The following is a 21455-nucleotide window of genomic DNA, read 5'->3' as shown; positions in this document are numbered from 1 at the left end:
ACTGAGCCGATCAGAGCTTTGATTGTTGAAGATAACCGTGACATTAGTGCGAATATTGCTGCGTATCTAGAAAGGCACAGTTATCTCTTGGACTTTGCTTATGACGGTATAAGTGCAATGCAACTAGCGATGAACAACAAGTTTGATGTCATTGTTTTAGACCTAATGCTTCCAGGGATGGATGGCTTACACTTTTGTCAAAAGTTGCGAGCTGAAGCTGACGTTGAAACACCTGTACTTATGCTCACTGCGAGAGACACGCTTGATGATAAACTGAGAGGATTTGCAGTAGGAGCCGACGATTATTTGGTAAAGCCATTCGCATTGCAAGAGTTACATGTGCGCCTGCAAGCTCTTTATAAGCGGAGTCACGGCAATACCAACAAAGTATTGACTGTGTCTGATCTAACGATGAATAAGTCCACCTTGCAAGTATATCGTGCTGGCCAGCTTATTGAGCTTAATCCTGCAAGTATGAAGTTATTGCAGCGGTTAATGGAGGTATCTCCTTCTGTTGTTACACGCGATAGTCTCGAAACTTTATTATGGGCAGATGAGCCTCCTGATGGTGATGCGCTTCGTTCGCACATGTACAAGTTAAGACAGGCAATTGATAAACCATTTGATACGCCATTGATTCATACTGTGCACCGTATCGGCTATCGAATTGCAAAGGACTTCCAATAATGTATCGGCATAGTTTGCACAAACGTGTCGCTATCGCATTTGCAATGTGTGTGGCTGTGCTGAGTATTGCATGGGGTTTTGCTTTCTTTGCTGCAATAAGATTGAGTGAAGATCGAGTGCTAACCCAGCAATTGCAAGTTGCATCAGATAACTACCCTGCCATTACTACAAATCTTAAGGCGTACGATAAAGTAGATAACTTACCTCAATCACTTCAAACGTGGGCGCAAACAAATCCAGCAGTTGGGTTGTATGAATTTGATAGCGAAGAATTACATGTTGCCGTTATTGATACAGGTAATGAGCAGTCACATGGGTTTGTAGTGTTTGATGTCGCGCAGATTGAGGCTTCTTCGTCAGAGGATTGGTGGTTATTATTCATTATTAGCAGCCTTGTAGGAACATTGGGGTTACTAGGCTTTGGGCTTGGAATTTTTGTGATGCGTCGAGCTTTGGCTCCCGTAACTCAACTTGCTAAAGCTGTGGCCGACATTGATCCTGAGCAATTATCAAACGAAGATTACAAGCGTATAGATGCTAACCGATATACAAATGATGAAGTTGGCATGCTCGCAAGTACAATAGAGCAGGCTTTTGAGCGAGTTAGTGCATTCATCGCAAGAGAACGCTATTTTACAGACTCAGCAAGCCATGAATTGCGCACGCCAGTGACAGTCATTACCGGCGCCCTAGAGCTTTTAGAACAAAGCCAATTGACTCCTGCCGATATGAAGGTGATAGATCGTGTAAGGCGGGCAACATACGACATGAATAAAATGATCGAAATGTTTTTGTGTCTTGCCCGTGAAACTGATGATGGCTTGTATGATGAGCAGTTTTTAGTAATGCCACTGGTAAGAAAAGCAGTAGAGCAGCAACGCTATTTGTTAAACGGTAAACTCGTTGGTGTTGAACTTGATGAGCTTGCCAACCCCATAATTTATGGGCATGCACAGGCATTTTCTATTGCGGTTAATAACCTGGTGCGAAATGCGTTTGAGCATACCCTTGCAGGACAAGTACCGATTGCAATTTTGATTAAAGAGCATGAATTATTAATCACCAATCAGTTCAGTGGCGGTGATGCCCAGCATACGGCGACTGAAACAGCTTCTCACGGCTATGGCTTAGGTTTAGGTATTGTGCAACGCTTATGTGAGCGCAATGGTTGGTCATTCTCACTGCATGCAGATACAGCGCATGTAGTCGCTCGTCTTTCGTGGTGATGGAAGGCGTGATTTTATTTTTAAACAATCCTGCTTGATGTAGTAAACTATACCTATCAGCAAAATCCCCATGGCGTTAGCCTTTAAAATAAAGAGCTTAATAATCTAATGAGTAGAGCAGGAATACAGTGGTTCCCGGGTCACATGAACAAAGCCCGCAACGAAATTAAAGAAATCATGCCACAGATGGATGTGATCATTGAGGTACTTGATGCCCGTATTCCTTATAGTAGTGAAAACCCAATGGTTACTGCGCTGCGTGGCGATAAGCCGGTGATCAAAATCATGAATAAGGCGGACTTGGCTGATCCTAAGTTAACGCAAGCTTGGAAAGACTACTTTGAGCAGCAAAGTGGTGTGAAAGCGATTGATTTTGGTAATGATAAAGCAGGTGAAGTGCACCGTATTAATGAGCTTTGTAAAAAATTAGTGCCTCATAAAGTGGGTGCCGATAAACAAATTAAAGCCATGATCATGGGTATTCCAAATGTTGGTAAATCAACACTTATTAATACTTTAGCTGGCCGTATTGTGGCAAAAACAGGCAATGAGCCTGCGGTAACAAAAGCGCAGCAACGTATTAAGCTTGACGATGGTATTATGCTTTACGACACGCCGGGTATGTTATGGCCGAAAGTAGAGAACGAAAACTCAGGTTATCGTTTAGGTGCAACCGGTGCAATTCGTGATACCGCTATCGATTATGAAGAAGTGGCAAGTTACACCGCTGAATATTTATTGCATGCATACCCAGAGCTTTTAAAAAGCCGTTATAAAATTGATGAGCTACCAGAGTCTGACTGGGAGTTTGTTGAAATGGCAGGTAAAAAGCGTGGCTGTATCCGCGGTGGTAATCAAATCGATACTTACAAAATGTCTGAAATTCTTATTAATGAATTACGCGATGGCATTATTGGCCGTATTACCATGGAAACCCCGGCTATGCGAGAAGAAGAAGAGCAAATGGTTGCTCAGCTTCGCGCTGCTGCTGAGGCTAAAAAAGCAGCTAAAGAAGAAGAAAAAAAGCAACGCCGAGCGCGTGCGCGTAAAAACCGCCGTTAATAACTCGTCGTTTTGTTTTAGACATAAAAAAAGCCCTATAAGGGCTTTTTTAGTTTCATATCTACCGTCACCGATATGAGCAATGTAGCAAGTAAAATAGTAGGGCGACCACCTGTTGCCAACATCAAGGGGCGTTGCGATTAGCAACAGGCGATCTTAGCTTTATCGTGGGCCACACGTGTTTCAGGGTCGAGAAACAAATCAGTTTATTCCGAACAAGTACTTCGTTGTCTTGTTGATATTGATTATCAATTAGATTTGAATATCTGTCAATACCCAATTGAAAATAATTCTCATTTCTTTGTGTCTGTTTTTTAACCTTCTGTAATACAGTGCATTAGCACTAAAGTTAGGCTGTAAATTACTAGCAATAAAAACTATGCTGGGGGCTATAACAATTAAAATAATCACATACGATGTTCTCAATTTGGTCAATAAGCCTTCTTGCAATTGTGTATCTGGCAATTTTATTTGCGGTTGCTGGGTGGGCTGATAAAAGAAAAGTATTACCCTTCAAAGGGTTAACCTATGGTTTGTCTCTTGGGGTGTATTGCACTTCATGGGCGTTTTTTGGTACTACCGCACAAGCTGCGTATAACGGCTGGTGGTTGGCACCGACCTATGCCGGCACCATTTTGCTATTTATTTTTGGTTGGCAAGTGTATTGCCGTATAGCGCATATTTGTAGGCAACAAAAAATAACCTCGATGGCTGATTTTATCGCTACGCGATATGGTCAGTCGTCTAGCTTATCTGGGCTAATTTCACTTATTTCAGTGATTGCAATTGTGCCCTATATCTCTTTACAGCTAAGTGCAACTGCACAAAGTATTAATTTACTAACTAACCGCTCAATGATGCAAAGCCACGAAGTGTGGGCCGATAGTACTTTTTATATCACCATCGTGTTGGCACTTTTTGCTATTTTGTTCGGTGCTCGGCGCTTAAAACCCAGTGAGCATAACCCAGGCCTGATAGCCAGTATTGCTTTTGAGTCAGTGGTTAAGTTATTGGCGTTTTTAGCGGTGGGTTTGTATGTTTGTTTTGCTTTGTTCGACAGTCCTGTAGCACTGTTTGAAAAAGCCCGAGATCTAAATATTGATCAGCAAGTGGCTGCCACGCAAAGTCCAACCTATGTGTATGTTGCCCATACTTTACTCGGTATTTTGGCGACCTTATGTTTGCCAAGACAATTCCACATGAGCTTTATCGAAAAAAATAACGATAAAGAACTGGCCTCGGCACGTTGGCTATTTCCGATTTATCTATTACTCATTAATCTGTTTATTCTACCGATTGCATACGCCGGATTAATTTACTTTCAAGGCCAAGAAGTCGGTTACGACACCTTTGTATTAGCTTTACCTATGGCAGCTGATGATGCTTTTGTGGCGTTATTAGCCTTTTTAGGTGGCTTTTCAGCGGCAACCAGTATGGTGATAGTGTCATCAATTGTGCTTTCAGTGATGATCACCAATGACTTTATTAACCAGTTTATTTTACGCCGCTCTCAACTTACATCGAGTAGCCGCGGGCTTGATAAAAACAATCTATTACATGCTCGTAAAATCGTTATCGTATTGATTTTATTGCTTAGTTATTTTACTCACCGAGTGCTGGGTGAAAGCACAACCCTTGCAAATGTGGGTTTGATGTCGTTTACCTTAGTCGCGCAATTTTCACCGGCCATGATCATTGGCTTATGGTGGCGACAAGCATCGTGTCGTGGTGCGCAACTGGGGATTTTGAGCGGCTTTATTATTTGGGGTTACACACTTTTACTGCCGAATATCGCTGGAGGTTTAGGTAGCGATAGCTTATGGCTTGAGAATGGACCTTGGGGAATAAGCTGGTTAGCACCTACTGATTTATTCTCTTTAGGTATGGAAAGCATCAGCCAGGCGCTACTGTTATCGTTAGGTGCGAACTGTTTAGTGTATTTCCTAGTGCCGTTATTTAGTCGTGCAACTTTGGCTGAGCGTTTGCAGAGCAATAAGTTTGTTTCTCAGCTTAGTGATTCTCGAGTGAGTAATCATCTACAGCCTTTGAGTTACCATGACTTAGGCGCGCTAATGCAGCGATTTGCCGAAAAAGAAGCTGCACAGTCTTTGGTAAATCATTACTTTCCGGATGATAAAAGTAAGTGGAAGCGTCCTGCCAATGTTGAGTTAGAGCTATTAGTTGAGCGCGAGATGTCAGCGGTGATTGGGGGAGCATCAGCACGGCTTATTTTAGATGTGGCTAAAAATGAGCAGCGTCAGCCTTTAGAGCAGGTTGCTGAATTTGTTGATGAAGCGAGCCAAGTACTTAAGTTTAATCGTGATTTATTGCAGTCAACAATCGAAAATATTCAACAAGGGATTAGTGTGGTTGATAGTGAGCTGCGTCTTGTTGCTTGGAACCAGGGTTATAAAAGCATGTTCGCTTATCCTGACGATGCTTTATACATTGGCCGCCCAGTAGCTGATATTATTCGATTTAATGCCGAGCGCGGCTTATTTAGCGGTGAGAGCATGACCAGCGAAGTCGAAAAACGCTTAGCTTATTTACGCCAAGGTAGTGCTTATAAATATCAGCGCTCGCACAATGATGGCCGTGTGTTTGAAATGCAAGGTAACCCACTGCCTGGTGGCGGCTTTGTAACAACCTATACCGACATCACCGAGTTCGTAAAACAACAAAAAGCGTTAACCGAAGCAAATGTTAGCCTTGAAGAAAAAGTAGCGGCACGCACTTTAGCTCTGACCCAAGCAAACCAAGAGCTGTCGATGGCAAAGCAAGTGGCGGAGCAAGCAACGGTCAGTAAAACGCGCTTTTTTGCTGCTGCTAGCCATGATTTACTGCAACCTTTCAATGCTGCGAGCTTGTTTTGTTCTTTAATGAATGAAAAAGCCCAAGATACTGAACTTAAAGAGCTGGCGATGAATATTAAGAATTCACTGGGCAGTGCCGAAGAGTTGTTATCGAGTATTTTAGAGTTAACTAAGCTCGATTCCGGCTCGTTTAAAGTACAAATGAGTGAGTTTGCTGCCAGCTCGTTGGTTGAGCCGCTGCGTAATGACTACGAAGCCCTTGCCCGCGAAAAAGGCTTAAAGTTTATTATTGAAACCTGCGATGTGCGCTTGCATACCGACAAAGCGCTGCTGCGACGAGTGCTGCGTAACCTTTTGAGTAATGCGATTCGTTATACCGAGCAAGGTGAAGTGCGCTTAAAAATGCAGTACGACGACGACCATGTATCCTTTATTGTTGAAGACACAGGGATCGGTATTGCATCGAGCGATCAACAAACTATTTTCCAAGAGTTTAAACAGCTTGGTGCAAAACCAAGCGCCGAGGGGTTAGGCTTAGGGTTGGCAATCACTAAACGTATATGTGACTTACTTAAAATACCCCTAGTGATGGGGTCTGAGCTTGGTAAAGGCACGCAATTTACCCTCACTCTGCCTTGTAAAGTGAGTGCTGCGCCAGCGCAAGCGAAAGGGGCAGAGGCATCACAAGAAACAGAGCTGGGGCAATTGCGCATTTGGCTGCTTGATAACGACCGAAACGTATTAGAGGCATTAAAGCAGTTACTCGAAAATTGGGGCTGCGAAATATCAACGGCCACTAACTTAGCGGAGCTTGAGCAGTTAAAGGCAAGCCAAGCCCTGCCGCAATTGTTGATTATTGATTATCAGCTTGATGATGGGGTAACGGGCCTTGAAGTGATTGAGCAAGCTGCACTAACACGCTTACCTGCCATCGTTAATACCGCGAATCATGACGAAGGAATACGCGAGTTAGTGCTAGATGCGGGCTATCCATTGCTTTATAAGCCTCTGAAAGCGCCCGCTTTAAAACGCATGATTAAGCGACTGACTTAATCTGCGTTTTGCTCAGTTGCTGGGGTATTAGCTTTAATTAAGCGCTCTACCTCAGCGACAAACTTCTTATCTAAGTCATCTTCATGGCTCAAAAATAACAGCATTTCATCGCCATTGTGGTCAATGACCGTTAGCGTAGAGGTTAGTAGGGCGCTTTTAGCATAATCAACGTTGATCTCTTTAATGTCACTAAAGCGGCGTTGATCTTTTTCGAGCACACCTTGCTCATTTTCCCAGTAACTAAAAATGGTGTTTTCTGTGATGCCGTTTCCATCAGTTTTAAAATCGAAAAATGCGTCACTATAAAAATAATGTACATTCTCGTTAGCAGGAATAATTTCTTTTCTTTTTAAAAAGTTAACTTGATAAGACCAAAGCTTATCACCGGTTACTATGGTTGAACTTGGCAACAAATATAGCTCATAAATTAAGCCATAAAATAGCCAAGGCAACATGAATATCGAAATCATAACCTGCCTCGCTCGCCACTGAGAGTGGTACTCAAGAGCCTGCTGTGGTTGCTTGAGGTTTTGAATGTAATTAACCAGTGGCAACCATAGAATAGGTATAACTAAAAACAGCCAAGTACCATATTCCCAGTTATAGCTTACGACTTCAGAAATGATAATCGCCAGCCATAACGCGAACCCAACCGCGACGGGCATGATCTTATTTTTGCCAAAGGTTTGTTCGCTGTGCTTGCAAAGTTCAAGTAACAACGGAATAAAAAACAGTGGTGCGAATATCCCTCGAGCAATCGGCATAATATGGCTTTGTTGCTGCTCTTTTATCGCTTTCCAGTTGCGATAGCTCCAGTAGTTAATGAATATTCCTAAGCTCAATAAGCTGTAAATAACAAACTTACTGTTACTGACAGGGTAGAACTGTTGCTCAGCAAAAACTGGGCGGTTACTTGCTTCTATACGCCAAGCCGCGATGAAAAAGATTATTGCCGCCAAGTAACTTAAAATAAAAACGCTATACCAGTTGGTTTCGTCATCCGCTGGTGTGGTTTTGGCGCTATTTGTGCCGTATTTAATGATGCCGTAATGGGTCGCGTTATTGAGTTTTTTACGCTCGCTTAGGTAAAGGTCTATTTGATCGGCTGGAATATGATCTTGTTTCGCACTGTAATCAAAGTATAAGGTCAACACCGAGTCTTTAAATGTCACGCGTTTTTCGAGATGAAAAAATGGGTTGTCGACTGTGACCTGCTCATCATTAAACTGCCACTTAGTATCCGTAAACGTAACCTTTATGGTTGTTTCGATATTATTTGGGTAACGAAACCATATTGGTGCATTGTTACGTTCTCGCTGTTCCGGCTTATAAACTGAGTTTTGAATTTCACTGGCGTAAAAGTCGTTTTGAAAATCATTACCCTTAGGTCGCCAAAAGTTATCAATAGTATAGTGCTCATTGGTAATTAGCTGACCGGTGTCCTTTGGAGATTCAACCAGCATAGGTTTGGCTGTTTGTAAGCCTTTGTAGGTATCTTGATAATATTCGCGGTAATCATCTTCTATGCTTTTTAAGCTGTTTTCAGCGATTGAGCTGCGGCGGCTAATTGCTTCAAAGTCGCCGTATTTATATTGAGTTGAGAAACTAACTGGCTCATCAATACCTTCTGGGATCTGATAACTATCAAAAACCTGTAGGCGTTTTAGGGCAGGCTCTGTGAACATATCTGTAAAGCCTGTCTCACCTTGCTTTATGATTAACGCTACATCGTAGTTCGGTTGAGCTAAATGTTCTAAATCGCCGCGCTGATACGAAATGGTTGGATCAAGCCAATAGCGTTTACCTTGGTGCTCTAAGGTGACAATGACATGGTCAAATAAACTAGGGGAGACCGGTAAGCTAGCAGTACGTTTTCTGTCTTCAGTGTTAACTAAAGCAGGGTGAGCCTCTACGCCGAGCGCTTTAAGTAAAGAAATGAGCAAGACGGTTTTGTCTTTACAGTCGCCATAGCGCAGTGCCAAGGTTTCTGATGCGGGAGTAGGCTGGTGCGAGTTGGTGCCCATTTCTAGGCCCAAATAACGTACTTCGTCTTGGCTAAAGCGCAGGGCAGCCACAATTTGAGACTCTAAATCGGCATGTTGAAACTTAATTTGACGGGCAATTGTTTCAATAGCAGGGCTAACTTCGATGGCAGATTGGTACAAAGGTAACGACCAATTGACTACCTCTTGCCAATTATTTACTTCAGAAAAATACACTTCCTTGTAAGGCGAATACCAATGCGGTACTTCGCTTGCAGAGCTAAGGGTCGGCTCATTGTGTTGGCTAATTTGGTAGTCAAAACCCGTATCTAACTTGGTTTTAGTAACTGGCGACTCGCCATTCATAAAGTTGATATATAAGGGCGTAGGCTTTTGCCACTTTACCCGCATAAATTGCTGCACTATCGGCACAGACCAATTAAGTGTACGCATGGTGCTGAAGTGCTGATAAACCGGGTTACTGCCCGAAACCGTATAGCTGTAATCTAAAATATCCATGACCCGCATATCATCAATAATGACATTTAGGCTTAAGGTGCCATTGTATATACGACTTGCTAAGTCGGTCTCGCGCTGTAACACCTGAAGCTCGGCACTATTTAGTTTATCTATATATTGGCCGTCACGAATAATGCCTAAACTATTGAGCGTAAGAGATTGATAGTTTGGGTCAAAATCAATATTTAGCTGGCTAATATAATCAACCCCCGACTGATTGACTGCCTGCATTACAGTGCGATTAAAGCGTTGCTGTGGGGCTTGTTCAGATACCTGAAGCTGAGTGTCGAGCATCAGGTAGAAAGTCCCGTCTTTTATTTGGTCTCGAGGAATCTCAGGGGTTAGTAACTTATGTTGTTTTACCCAGTTAGCTGCAGGTGCAACCTGATAATCTTCAGCGGCTGCAAAGTAGCTCACAAAGAATAAAAAAACAGCCAGTACCTTAAGTTGTAAGTGCATCCATTTCATTGTTGTTTTCTAATTACGTTTAGTTTTATATGACAAATTACTGAATTTCACGGCATGAGCCAAATAAAAATTAAATATTTATAGGTAGGTCTCGTAGGAAGAGGTGAGTCTAAGCGGCCCATGGCGAGCCGCTTTAGGGTTATATTATTTATCTTCAGACTCTTTAGCTGGTAAGTCTTTTATTTCAACGCGACTATTTACTTCATAGTATTTTTGCGTGATTTTTTTCAAAATCTCGCGGCGTAATGTGCTTACGATGCCAGCTTTAGTTAAGTGGTTACCATAGGTCGTAAATGTTTTATCCCAGCCCAGTGCCACAATACTAGGATCGACAACAATTGCATTACCTCCACCATAAGCAACATCGGTACCTAAAATATCGGTAATATCGTAATTATCGATACTAAAAGAGAGGTTTTGCACAACTTGGTCTTTATCTGGTTCTTGAATAACTAATGATTGAAGATGGTCAGCTAAGTCTTCTTCAAAGTTAGGGAAATAGTTTTTCTTTTCAAGGTATAACGAAGAAACACGTGTGCTATGAGTATCAATAACACTGCCTCGATTTGAATTTACAAATTGCACTGCATTGTTAGTCAGGGCGGTAAATACATTTTTCGCTGTATATGGGTAGTTAAGTAAATTTGGGCTACCAATATAACCACGGTAATAGCCATATATTAATAGCGGGTCATTGTTAAATAGCGGTGCAACAATGTTGTACTCTATATCGTTTAATGAATACTGGTTACCGTTAAAGTTAAAGCGTGGCTTATCAAAAAAACTTGGCTCTTCGTTTATTAGCTTAGATAAGTTTTTTACTGGGTACTGCTGGACTAACTCATTGAGTACCGTCACGTTATAAAGATTGAACCAGTAAGCGAGCAGTTCAGACTTTGGCAAGTTACTCAAGTTAATCTTATTTGGCAGGTCGGCCATATTTTTTTGTATGACCTGCAAGGCTTGCCTCATTTTAGGATTGTCTTTATATGAATCATAATAAAAGCGGTTTGCTTCTGTTGCTGTTGAAGGTTTAGGGTTGGATGATAAATGTGTACCAATCGTCGTGGTGTGTGAGGTGATGCGGTAGCGGTCAGACATGCCTAAATCAATGACCGAAGCACTTAATATTTGCCCATAGCCAGCGTAATCAAGAGTAATGTTTGAGTTTTCATCATACTGATGAAATTGGCTAAATTTTTCTTGGTTAATTGCTGTGATGGCTGTTTTATTAATAGGAGCCGTTGAATTACAGGCCGTTACCAAAATAAGTGATGTTGTTAATGCGATGGTCTTTATAGCGCTTTTCATTTTTACCACCTTCCTTAGTACAGAAAATAAACATATTACTTTTACTTTAAATTGGCAATATCCAGGTAATTAACACAGAAAAAACAAGACTTAAAGTTGGCTATTGCGGTTTTGCTAAGTGTTTTAGTTGGGTATTTCAGGGGGATTAAAGCGGCTCATAGCGAGCCGCTTTAGGTTTATATTATTTATCTTCAGACTCTTTAGTTGGTAAGTCTTTTATTTCAACGCGAGTATTTGCTTCATAGTATTTTTGCGTGATTTTTTGCAAAATCTCGCGGCGTAACGGGCTTACATGGCCGACTTCTTTGGTTAAGTTTTCACCATAAGTAACAAAATTAGTATCGAAGCCCTCTGCTACTATACTCGGATCGGCGACAGTCGCGTTACCTCCACCATATTCAACATCGCTACCTAGAATGTCGGTAATATCGTAGTTATCGATACTAAAAGAGAGGTTTTGCACAACTTGGTCTTTATCTGGCTCTTGAATTACTAACGATTGAAGGTGGTCAGCTAAATCTTCTTCAAAGTTAGGAAAATAGTTTTTCTTTTCAAGGTATAAAGAAGAAACTCGAGTGCTATGGTTACCTATCACACTACCGCGGTTTGAATTTACAAATTGCACTGCATTGGTGGTCAGGGCGGTAAACACATTTTTTGCTGTATATGGGTGGTCAAGCAAGTTTGGGCTGCCAATGTAGCCACGGTAGTAGCCATATATTAATAGCGGGTCATTGTTAAATAGCGGTGCAACAATGTTGTACTCAATATCGTTTAATGAATACTGGTTACCATTAAAGTTAAAGCGTGGCTTATCAAAAAAATTTGGTTCTTCGTTTAATAACTTGGTCAGGTTTTTAACAGGGTACTGCTGCACTAATTCATTGAGTACCGTCACGTTATAGAGGTTGAGCCAGTAAGCGAGTAACTCTGATTTTGGTAAGTTACTTAAATTAATTTTGTTTGGCAGGTCGGCCATATTTTCTTGCACTATTTGCAAGTCTTGCTTCATCTGAGGATTCTTTTTGTACGAATCATAATAAAAGCGGTTTGCTTCTGTTGCAGTCGACGGTTTTGGGTTCGACGACAACCGGGTGCCAATTTTGGTTGTGTTTTGTGAAATGCGATAGCGGTCTGACATACCTAAATCAATCACCGAGGCATTTAATATTTGTCCGTAGTCAGTGTACTCAAGGGTGATATTTGATTTTTCATCGTACTGATGAAATTGGCTAAATTTTTCTTGGTTAATAGCTGTCGTTGCTGTTTTATTAATAGGGGCCGTTGAATTACAGGCTGTAACTAGAATAAGTGATGTTGCTAATACGATGGGTTTTATGGCGTTTTTCATTTTTATGACCTTCCGTAGTTTAAAAAATAAACATAGCGTGGTTTTTTTATAAGCGCAACAATCTGTTGTTTTTGTTTAAAGTACTAACCTTTTTCGTTGCTTAAGTAGGTACGGTGATGTTAGCTTCTGTGCCTTGCTGGGGTTTTGAGTTTATCGATAACTCAAAACCTTGGTTGCGCACAAGTTCTCGGGTGATCACAAGCCCTATACCTGTGCCATTTGCTTTTGTTGAGTAAAATGGCACGAACAAGTTATCAGGGTTTTGAATGCCACAACCTTGGTCGCTAATTGCAATATTTAAGCTATCACCTTGCCTTGACCAAGTGAGGGTTGGGGCAGAATTGCTGCCTGCTTCAAAGGCATTTTTTATCAAGTTGATCAATGCTTGTTCTAGCTGCCCTAAGTCGGCATTAACATGTAACTCTTCGCTGCTATTTATTACTAGTTCAGGAAATATAGCGCTTAAACGTGTGTTTAATTGCTCGCTACTGATTGTCTGTTTTTGTGCGGGTGGTAGCTTGGCAAACGCACTGTAACTGGCCACAAAATCAAGCAAGTGCTGAGCGCGTTTTTCTATTACTTGCAGCATATCTTGGGCGAGATCATCGTTACTGCTAATTTGTCCTTGGCGCTTAAGGGTTTGCAATGATTGACTCATTGAATAAATCGGCGTGAGTGAGTTACGCACTTCATGATTTAACACTCGAATTAACCGTTGCCAAACAAGTTGTTCATTATCGCGAAGCTGTTGCTCAATTGAAAAGAAGGTCAGTAATTCAAAATTTCTGCCGGTCCGCCAAAAAGTCTGCGATGAGATTTGAAAGCGTTGTTTAAACAGTGAGTCGTTGTTTTGTTGCCATTCGCCATCATGCAGGGCAATGCCTAAGTCGCTGGCCGATTTACCTTCAATCTGGCGATGGATAATACTGTTTTTAAACGCCTTATTACTAAAGTAAATCAAGCCATGGGGGTCTAGTATAACGATGGGTAAGTCCAGCATGCTGGCAAACTCAAACACAAACTCTTCTGTTTGCATATAATGGCGCTTATTTTTGGCTATTTTATTGCTGAGCTTGGCAAAATCTTGCTTAAGCGCTGCGACTCGTCCACTTTGATAAGACGCTAAATGCCAACTATTACTTTCGTCATTTGCCAGTGCATCTAGTTGCAGACCAAAGCGTTCAATCACATCGATGATCACGCGGTAGCTTTTAATTAAAGCAAAAGCGCTTATCCCGATAAACGGCAATAATAGGCTAATACTGGCAAACCAATCTAGTTTTAAGCTGAGCGAAAGGGCAATACCAAGCGTAAATAGCACCGCTATAACCATAAAAAAATAGCGTCGAATACGCTGCTCTAACGACAACTTGCTACTCATTTAGCGTTCTACTTCTTTTAAATCGAGCTGATGTTTATCAATGCGACGATAAATCGCCGATTTACTTAATCCTAAAAATTCTCCTGCGGCGATAACATTACCATTAAATTGCAGCAGCGCTTTTTGAATCATTTGTTTCTCAAGCTCTTCAAGGGGCAATAGTGGCAAGGCTTGTTCAGCATTACTATTCGTTTGCTCGCAACTTGGTTGATCTAAAATGAGGTCATTGGCTTGAATATTGTTGTTATCGCTCATGATCACCGCGCGTTCAATGCAGTGGCTTAGCTCACGAATATTACCAGGCCAGCTGTAGTTTTTTAGCGCGTTTAGAGCATCAGGACTTAGCGCCATATTTGCACGTTGGTATTTTTTACCATGCACCAATAATAAGTGTTCTGCCAAGGGGGCGATGTCGTCTTTTCTGTCGCGAAGCGGTGGAATGTGCAGTTCAATGGTATTGAGTCTAAATAATAAGTCACGGCGGAACTCACCCTGCTCAATGGCCGTAGCTAATTCACTATTGGTGGCAGAAATAATGCGAACATCGGCGGTTTTGGTTTGGCTTGAGCCTAGCACTTCAAACTCTTTGCTTTCTAGCACGCGGAGCATTTTACTTTGCAGCTCAAGGCTTAAAGTCGCAATTTCGTCTAAAAATAAGGTGCCGCCTTCGGCAATTTCAAAACGCCCTAAGCGGTCTTCTTTGGCATCAGTAAAAGAGCCTTTTTTATGGCCAAATAATTCACTTTCGAATAGCGTTGGCGCAATAGCGCCAATATTCACGCTTACATAGCGTTTATCACATCTGAGAGAATGCTTATGAATATAATGTGCTAATAAGCTTTTGCCTGTACCATTTTCGCCGGTAATTAAAATGCTGGCATCGGTTTTTGCTGCGCGCTCAGCTTTGGCAAGCAACAGTTGCATGATTTCTGATTTAGCTATGTAATGTGCTTGTGTGTCACTGGTAAGCGCCTTTAAGCACGCGTTGTCGTGATTACTTTGCTTGAGCTTGAGTTGTTGTTGCACAACGGCGGTTAAGCGTAAGTTATTCCATGGCTTTTCAACAAAGTCGACAGCCCCTAATTGCATGGCTTTAACGGCAACATCAATGCTAGCCCAAGCGGTCATCACAATGACAGGTATGGTCGATCCTAATTGATTTAGTTGCTTTAAAAAGCGTAACCCTTCTTCACCTGAGGTGGTGTCGAGCTTGTAGTTCATATCGAGCAAAATCAGGCTAATGTGCTCTGATTTTAATAACTCAAGGGCATGTTCAGGGCCTTCGGCCTCAAGGCAATGTAAGCCCAGTTGTTGTAATGCAACAGTAGCAGCCAGACGTACATCAGCTTGATCGTCTATGACTAAGATTTTGTCCATGATGTTTTCTTATTATCCTGTTGAGGTGGCTTAAATTTAAGCCACCATTTTGTGCTGTTAATCGTTACGTAGTGCGGCCATAGGTTTTGCTTTAAGCAGTAAAACCAAAGGTCTAAAGCAAGCGAATAGCGCAATACATAAGGTAATACTCCAAGCGAGTAATTGCAGTCTTACATCAAGTATCAGCCATGACATTAGCTGTCCTTGTAACATGTAAAAACCCACCATTACCGCGGCGAGAGCAACCGCAAAGCCAATGAGCACAGGGATAATAGCTTCAACACTCATCAGCTTGAATAAGCGCGCTTTTTTCGCACCTAATGCCATACGAATACCAAACTCATAACGGCGTAGACCCAGGTTGTAGCTCAGTACCCCAAAAATACCGATTGCTGCTAATAATAGAGTAAATAGCGCTAAGGTACTACACAGAACCACTGTCAGTCGGCTCATATACAGTAAATTGTCGTACTCTTGTTGCAGGTCATTAAACTGCCACATGGTTAAGTCGCTGTTCTTTTCTTTTAGCGTATTAAGTATTTGTTTATTAGTCAGCTTAACGCCTTCAGAGGCTTTGATAGTAAACATGTAGCTATACGGTGTTGCAGGCCACCAAATGTGACGACCAAACGATTCATCGTAGTATTTAGGGTGATTAAAATCTTCGGTTACACCCACCACTTCATACATCTTTTCTTCTAAGCCTTGGTAGCTCTTGCCGATAATATTTCGATAGTCTTGGCCTGGTAATAAGTTCTCTGCCACGCTGACTGATACCAGTATCTCGTTGGTTTCACCTCGTATTGCTTGTTCAGTAAAGGTGCGGCCGGCGAGAATTTTGGTATTAACTAAAGCAAAGTAATCAGGCCCTACCCACTGACTAGGGAAGAAAACTGAGCTTTTACCGTTTACATCAGTCAAGGTGTTGGCGTTTTGTCTTTGCGAAACAGGGCTGTGACCTAGGGCAACATCATCAATACCTTGGCTATCAAGCAAAACCTGCTTGTATTGCAGCATGTGTTCGTAGCGTTCAGCCAATGACATTTGATTATTTGGCTGGAACAGGTTGGCAAAATATAGGTTTTCGGTATCACTACCGAGTGGGCGGTTAATCGTGCCCATGGCTTTACTGACTACCATCACAGAAAAACTTACAAGCAGCGCGGCAACAAACATTTGTGAGCCAATTAAAATACGCACTGTGCGGCCAGATACCTGCGAAACACCGCCCTTACCACTGTTTTGCATTTGCGTATTTAGGGTTTTGTAATTTACCAAACGTGCTGTAATTACAGAGAAAATATAAGCAAGAGCAATACACAGTATAATGGCAACAATAACTAACGTGGTATCAACGGCTAAGCTATTCACCAGTGGTAAACGCCCTTCTGCCAATACTTTAAATAAACGTATGCCCCATACCGATAAAAACAGCGCAATGCTTACCGATAAGGTCATTAAAATCAGTGATTGTAAAAAGATACTTTTAAATAGCGTGCTGCGTTTTGCACCTAACACCGCCTGCAAGGCGAGGGTTTTATGTTGAGCAAGAGCGCGTGAGAAGAACAAAGTGCTTACATTAAGTACTGCAATAATCAGTAGCCCTACCGCACCGGCTAACATCATCAAGCTTAAGTCATCGTTATTACCCAGCTCAACGTCACGATAAGGGGTTACTTCAGGTTTTACATCGGTGATCCCCCCGTTGTTTAGCCATTCTGATTTAACCGTATCAATTTGCTGTTTTAAATCGACTTTAACTTGATCTATGGTGACCCCAGGCTTTAAAACAGCAATTAGTTTTAGGTTTTTGAACGTGTTTGTCCATGGGCTTTGCCAATCGTCATTGTGAAAGAAACGGCGGTCAGCACTGGATGGAAACCACACTTCAACATCACTTGCTTTAAACATGTAAGGTGGGCTGAATGAGTCATCAACAACACCGACGATACGGTGAACATAATCGGTTTCACCAGCCATGACTGAGAGTGTTTTACCAATAATGTTCGGGTCGCTGTTGTAATGTTTGCGCCAGAAGTTAGCAGATATAACAACCCGGTCATCAGGAGTTTCTAGTGTTTCTCCAAGGTCAAAACCTTGTCCCATTAAAAATGGCGTGTTTAATAAGTCAAAATAGTTGCCGCCAACATACAGCACAGGCTCTTTCGGTTCGCCATCGAGGTTTGCAAAAATTTGCTCACCTGCATTGATCATCATACTTTGTTCAAAGCTTTGATTATGCTTAAGCCAATGCACCATCGACTGATAGCTTTGAAAGCCAGTAGCATCATAGTCATCATAGGTAAGTGATTGCTCAACCACCACCATGCGGCTTTCATCGTACACATCAAGAGGCTTTAAAAAGTAGCTGTTAACAAGGCTAAGCACCACAAACAAGGTGGCCAGTGTTAAAGCAAGCGTTGCGATAACCGCAGTGACAAAGCCCGGTGCATTCATTAATGATGCCCACGCTAAGCTTAATTGGGCGCGTGTTTTGGTTAATTTCATTACATCACCTCGGCGCTTTCGAGAACTTGCTCAGCAGTGTCGCTGCTAGGTGCTTGGCGAGCTTCAGAGTAGGAAACAATTTCACCATCTAACAATTTAAGTTGCGTTTTAGCGCGCCCGGCATAACGTAAGTCATGGGTTACCATACAAATCGTGGTGCCTTTTTTATTTAGCTCATCGAGCAAGTCCATGACAGCATCACCATTTTTTGAATCTAAGTTACCGGTTGGCTCATCCACCAATAAAATGCTTGGCTTGCCAGCCAATGCGCGGGCAATGGCAATACGTTGTTGTTGACCACCAGATAATTGGTTTGGTTTATGCTGAGCACGGTGGCCCATTTCAACTTCATCAAGGGCTTGTTTTACCGCAAGCTCTATTTCGCTCGGGCTCATGGCTGGCTCTCGGTAAGTGAGCGGCAGTGCCACGTTGTCAAACACCGATAATTCATCAATTAGGTTAAACGACTGAAATATAAAACCAATGTGAAGGTTTCTAAGTTCAGCTTGCTGATCCATATCGAGGGTTTTTGTGTCGACTTCTTTAATGAAATAGTCGCCAGCAGTTGGGCTATCTAGTAAGCCTAGTAATGACAGCAACGTCGATTTACCACAGCCAGATGGGCCGCTAATGCAAATATAGTCACCCTGGTTAATATTCAGGCTGATGTCTTTTAATGCATAGGTTTCAACATTTTGGCCGCGATAAACTTTGGCGATTTTGTTTAATGAGATAAGCGTGTTGGTTTTCATAAGCTGTCCTGTTCGATTTTTATTGTTGCCAAATCCTGCCATTTAGAAAGGTCAGAAATGATCAGCTGTTCGCCCACGGTGGCACCGCTCAAAAGTTGAATTTGATTGTCACTGAGTGTACCAAATTCGATATTCGTTGGCGTTGCTAACTGGGTATTTGGATTAAGTTTAAATAGCGTGGCTTCGCTGTGTGCTTGCGCTTTTTGCGGCACGTTAATGGTTAACGCATCGGGAATAATGTTGCTAACAACATAGCCTTCAATGCTTAAATCTGGGCGGGCATTGGCAGGCAGTGTGCCTTGTAAATCAAGTTCAATAATAACCCGACCATCGGTAACGATAGGGTCAATTCGGGTGACTTTGGCATCAACTTCACCGTGGCTTGCTTGGCTAAAGGTGTTTACTTTTGCTGCCATATTGAGTGCCACTTTTTCGGCATCAGCTTGCTTCACACTCAGCTCTGCTTTTAGTGCTTTGTTTGAGCCAACCACTGCAAGGCGGGTGCCCGGCACTAGGTTCTGACCAAGTTCAACATTCAATTCTTGTAGCATGCCATCGATACCTGCCGTTATTTGCAGCTGATCAAAAGCGTGTTGCTCAACTTGATAATTAAGCTCAAATTGGCTTAATAGCTCTTGCTGTATTTTGCTACGTTGTAAGTGCATTTCTTTGAGCTGAGCGAGGCGTTGCTGCTCGATACTTACGCGCTCTGTAAGCTGTGCAACGTTTAGCATGCTTCGTTTATAATCTAGGCTTGAAACAATTCCTTGTTCGATCAGTTTACTTTCGGCATCGACTCTAAGCTCTGCGCTTTGTAGCTCACTTTTTAAAATGGCGAGATTCGCTTGGCGTTCAAGTAGCTCACTTTGCTGGTTAATTTTTTGCTCATTAACACTGGCTTTTTGGCGAGCGAGTTCTAGCCGAGCGACCGATAAACGCTGCGCTTGCTGAGGGTTTACTAGGCTTAAAATCACCGTGTTTTTGTTAACAATAGTGCCGGGGTAAACGTGGATAGCTTCGACCATTGCGGTGTCAGTATTGGTTAAATAGCGTTGATACTTCGGTTTTAAACGGCCAAAGCCACGTATTTTTACTACAAAATCGGCTTGTTCTACAGTTGCTATTTGCAATTGGCTTGCAGAAACCACGGTGGGTGTCGCCCATTGATAAACCATTATAGCGCCAAGCGCTGACACGCTAATAGCTGCACCAATAAGCCATTTTTTAGCTTTTGATTGCTGAGGTTTACGTTTTAGAGTGCTGTCTAAATCCATTGGCTATATTTCATTGCGTTGTAAGTTTAGCAACACAAAAGCGAGGAACGTGCCAAGGTTTAATTTATTGATTTTTATCGTTTTTTAATTTTGTGATTAGGTGGGCTTTCCCACTTTTGGGATTAATAAAATCAAAAGTGGGACAAACTATAATGCAGTGTTTACTGGGTTAATTCTGCAAGTTTAGCCAGTTGCTTTTTAGCATGTGCGTTATCAGGTTTAAGCTTGAGTACTTGGTTATAGTTGGCTATTGCTTGTTTAAGGTTACCGAGATACCAGTACGCTTCTGCTAGGCTATCAAAGGTATTATAACTATTAGGGTAAAGGTGTGTGTTAAGCTTAAAAACCGCTAATGCTTCATTGAGTTTGTCTTGGTTGATAAGCGAATAACCCCATAAGTTAATATCGTTTTCAGCAAATTGAATCTTCTTTTCTTTACTTAATTGATCCGCAGCCACAATTGCATTTTCGTAGCCTTGTACTTCAAGAACTTGCCATAAGCGTTTTATATTTTTGGGCAGGCCAAAGCCATTCTCTTGTTTCATTTCTGGAATATAAAAGCCAGCAATTTCATCTACAAATTGCGATGGCATTGCACCCATTAAGTTGGTTAAGATCACAATTGACATATTATCTTCTGGGTAAACAAAGATACCAGCCCTGTTACCACCCACAGCGGCTAATGCAGGATGCTCTTCTCGGTCCATAACAGGCCAGCCAAGACTGTAGCCGTTTAAACGTTGATTGAAGCCTTGAGTGTGACCGCTTTTTAGGCGAGTCGGAGTCCACATTTGCTGTATACTGTCTTCACTAATAAATTGATTTGTTTGTAAAGCGATTAGCCAATTTGCCAATTCTGCTGCTGTTGATGCCATGCCTGCGGCGGTTTGTAACATTTCAGAAAAAATGGCTTCTCTTGAGTTGAACAGTTCATCGCCTTGATTTTCGTATCGTCTTGCTGAGTGCTTTACAGCATTGTTGAGGTTATTAAAGCCCGCTTCAAGTGTTCTGCTCATTTCAGCCTGCTGTAATTGGTTTTTTTCGATAAATTGCTGAAATGGCATCCCCGATAGTTTGTTAATTAACTTACCAATAATAACGTAATTTGTTTGGTTGTATTTAAAGCGAGTGCCTGTTTCGAATTCTAATGGCTTGGTTTGAACTAGTTGCCATGCATCATCGGGTCCTTGATCTGAGATTAAATCAGCAACTTCACCTTTTATTATGTCAGGTAAGCCTGATGTATGGCTCATTAACTCTCTGGTTGTTATAGCGTGCCACTCAGTTGGCAATTCTGGCAGATAAGTGCCAATAGGCGCATTAAGATCTAATTTCTTTTGCTCAACAAGCTGCATCAGCGCCACACCAACAAAAGCTTTTGTTGCAGAATTAATGGCAAATAAAGTGTTGCCATCAACGGCGATATTATCTTCAATATTTGCAACTCCGTAGCTGGCAACTTTAGTTACTTTATTATCTCGAACGACGGCGAGTTGTAGCCCTGGAATATTTCTTTTTTGCATTAACTCAACCACCCATTGGTCAAGCTCATCTGCATGTGCAGAAAAGGCGCAGAAACTGGCTGATAGCAGTGTTATGGTCGGAAGAATTAATTTTTTTGCTAGTTTTTTGCAAGCTGTGTACACGATGTTGTCCTTAGTGTTCATTTTTATCTATTATTTTTTACTTAG

13 protein-coding genes are annotated in these 21455 nt (G+C 41.9%); 4 read left to right on the top strand and 9 right to left on the bottom strand.

Going from position 1 to position 21455, the window contains the following annotated elements; translation table 11 throughout:
* Nucleotides 1–9: 9 nt before the first annotated feature.
* From HCZ11_RS09145 to HCZ11_RS09130, 4 genes are all read left to right on the top strand, one after another.
* Nucleotides 10–687, top strand: coding sequence for a response regulator transcription factor (locus HCZ11_RS09145; RefSeq protein WP_205987940.1), 678 nt, complete (start codon nt 10–12; stop codon nt 685–687).
* Entirely contained in the window at nt 687–1913 is a 1227-nt protein-coding gene (locus tag HCZ11_RS09140; protein WP_175580415.1) for a HAMP domain-containing sensor histidine kinase, read from the top strand. Before HCZ11_RS09145 ends, HCZ11_RS09140 begins: the two co-directional genes overlap by 1 nt.
* Nucleotides 1914–2021: 108 nt before the next feature.
* Nucleotides 2022–2975, top strand: coding sequence for a ribosome biogenesis GTPase YlqF (gene ylqF, locus HCZ11_RS09135; protein WP_138558098.1), 954 nt, complete (start codon nt 2022–2024; stop codon nt 2973–2975).
* Between the two features lie 416 nt (nt 2976–3391).
* A complete protein-coding gene (locus HCZ11_RS09130; RefSeq protein ID WP_130050218.1) occupies nt 3392–6841 on the top strand; it encodes a PAS-domain containing protein in 3450 nt (1149 codons plus the stop codon).
* Here HCZ11_RS09130 and HCZ11_RS09125 read toward each other — a convergent pair.
* The 9 genes from HCZ11_RS09125 to HCZ11_RS09085 all read right to left on the bottom strand — a co-directional run bounded on the left by HCZ11_RS09125 (nt 6838) and on the right by HCZ11_RS09085 (nt 21431).
* Nucleotides 6838–9810 (bottom strand): DUF3857 domain-containing transglutaminase family protein, encoded by a 2973-nt coding sequence (locus tag HCZ11_RS09125; protein WP_167658257.1) that lies wholly within the window; start codon nt 9808–9810, stop codon nt 6838–6840. The two genes, HCZ11_RS09130 and HCZ11_RS09125, sit on opposite strands and share 4 nt — an antisense overlap.
* Before the next feature lie 144 nt (nt 9811–9954).
* Nucleotides 9955–11121 carry a DUF547 domain-containing protein gene (locus tag HCZ11_RS09120; RefSeq protein WP_167658256.1) on the bottom strand — a complete coding sequence of 389 codons (1167 nt, stop codon included), beginning with the start codon at nt 11119–11121 and terminating at the stop codon, nt 9955–9957.
* A gap of 181 nt (nt 11122–11302) precedes the next feature.
* Nucleotides 11303–12472: a DUF547 domain-containing protein gene (locus tag HCZ11_RS09115; RefSeq protein WP_167658255.1), complete on the bottom strand. Its 1170-nt coding sequence runs from the start codon at nt 12470–12472 to the stop codon at nt 11303–11305.
* A gap of 100 nt (nt 12473–12572) precedes the next feature.
* A complete protein-coding gene (locus tag HCZ11_RS09110; RefSeq protein WP_167658254.1) occupies nt 12573–13853 on the bottom strand; it encodes a PAS domain-containing sensor histidine kinase in 1281 nt (426 codons plus the stop codon).
* Nucleotides 13854–15230, bottom strand: coding sequence for a sigma-54 dependent transcriptional regulator (locus HCZ11_RS09105; protein ID WP_167658253.1), 1377 nt, complete (start codon nt 15228–15230; stop codon nt 13854–13856).
* A gap of 57 nt (nt 15231–15287) precedes the next feature.
* Nucleotides 15288–17738: an ABC transporter permease gene (locus HCZ11_RS09100; protein ID WP_167658252.1), complete on the bottom strand. Its 2451-nt coding sequence runs from the start codon at nt 17736–17738 to the stop codon at nt 15288–15290.
* Nucleotides 17738–18490: an ABC transporter ATP-binding protein gene (locus tag HCZ11_RS09095; protein WP_130050224.1), complete on the bottom strand. Its 753-nt coding sequence runs from the start codon at nt 18488–18490 to the stop codon at nt 17738–17740. The genes HCZ11_RS09100 and HCZ11_RS09095 overlap by 1 nt, the downstream gene beginning before the upstream one ends.
* Nucleotides 18487–19764: an efflux RND transporter periplasmic adaptor subunit gene (locus HCZ11_RS09090; RefSeq protein WP_167658251.1), complete on the bottom strand. Its 1278-nt coding sequence runs from the start codon at nt 19762–19764 to the stop codon at nt 18487–18489. The genes HCZ11_RS09095 and HCZ11_RS09090 overlap by 4 nt, the downstream gene beginning before the upstream one ends.
* A 161-nt stretch (nt 19765–19925) precedes the next feature.
* Nucleotides 19926–21431, bottom strand: coding sequence for a serine hydrolase (locus tag HCZ11_RS09085; protein ID WP_167658250.1), 1506 nt, complete (start codon nt 21429–21431; stop codon nt 19926–19928).
* Nucleotides 21432–21455 lie beyond the last annotated feature (24 nt).

It is taken from the genome of Pseudoalteromonas sp. HF66 (assembly GCF_011806445.1).
GTDB lineage: Bacteria > Pseudomonadota > Gammaproteobacteria > Enterobacterales > Alteromonadaceae > Pseudoalteromonas > Pseudoalteromonas apostichopi.
The sequence above is the reverse complement of the archived record's forward strand: the minus strand, read 5'-3'. Positions and strand labels throughout refer to the sequence as shown.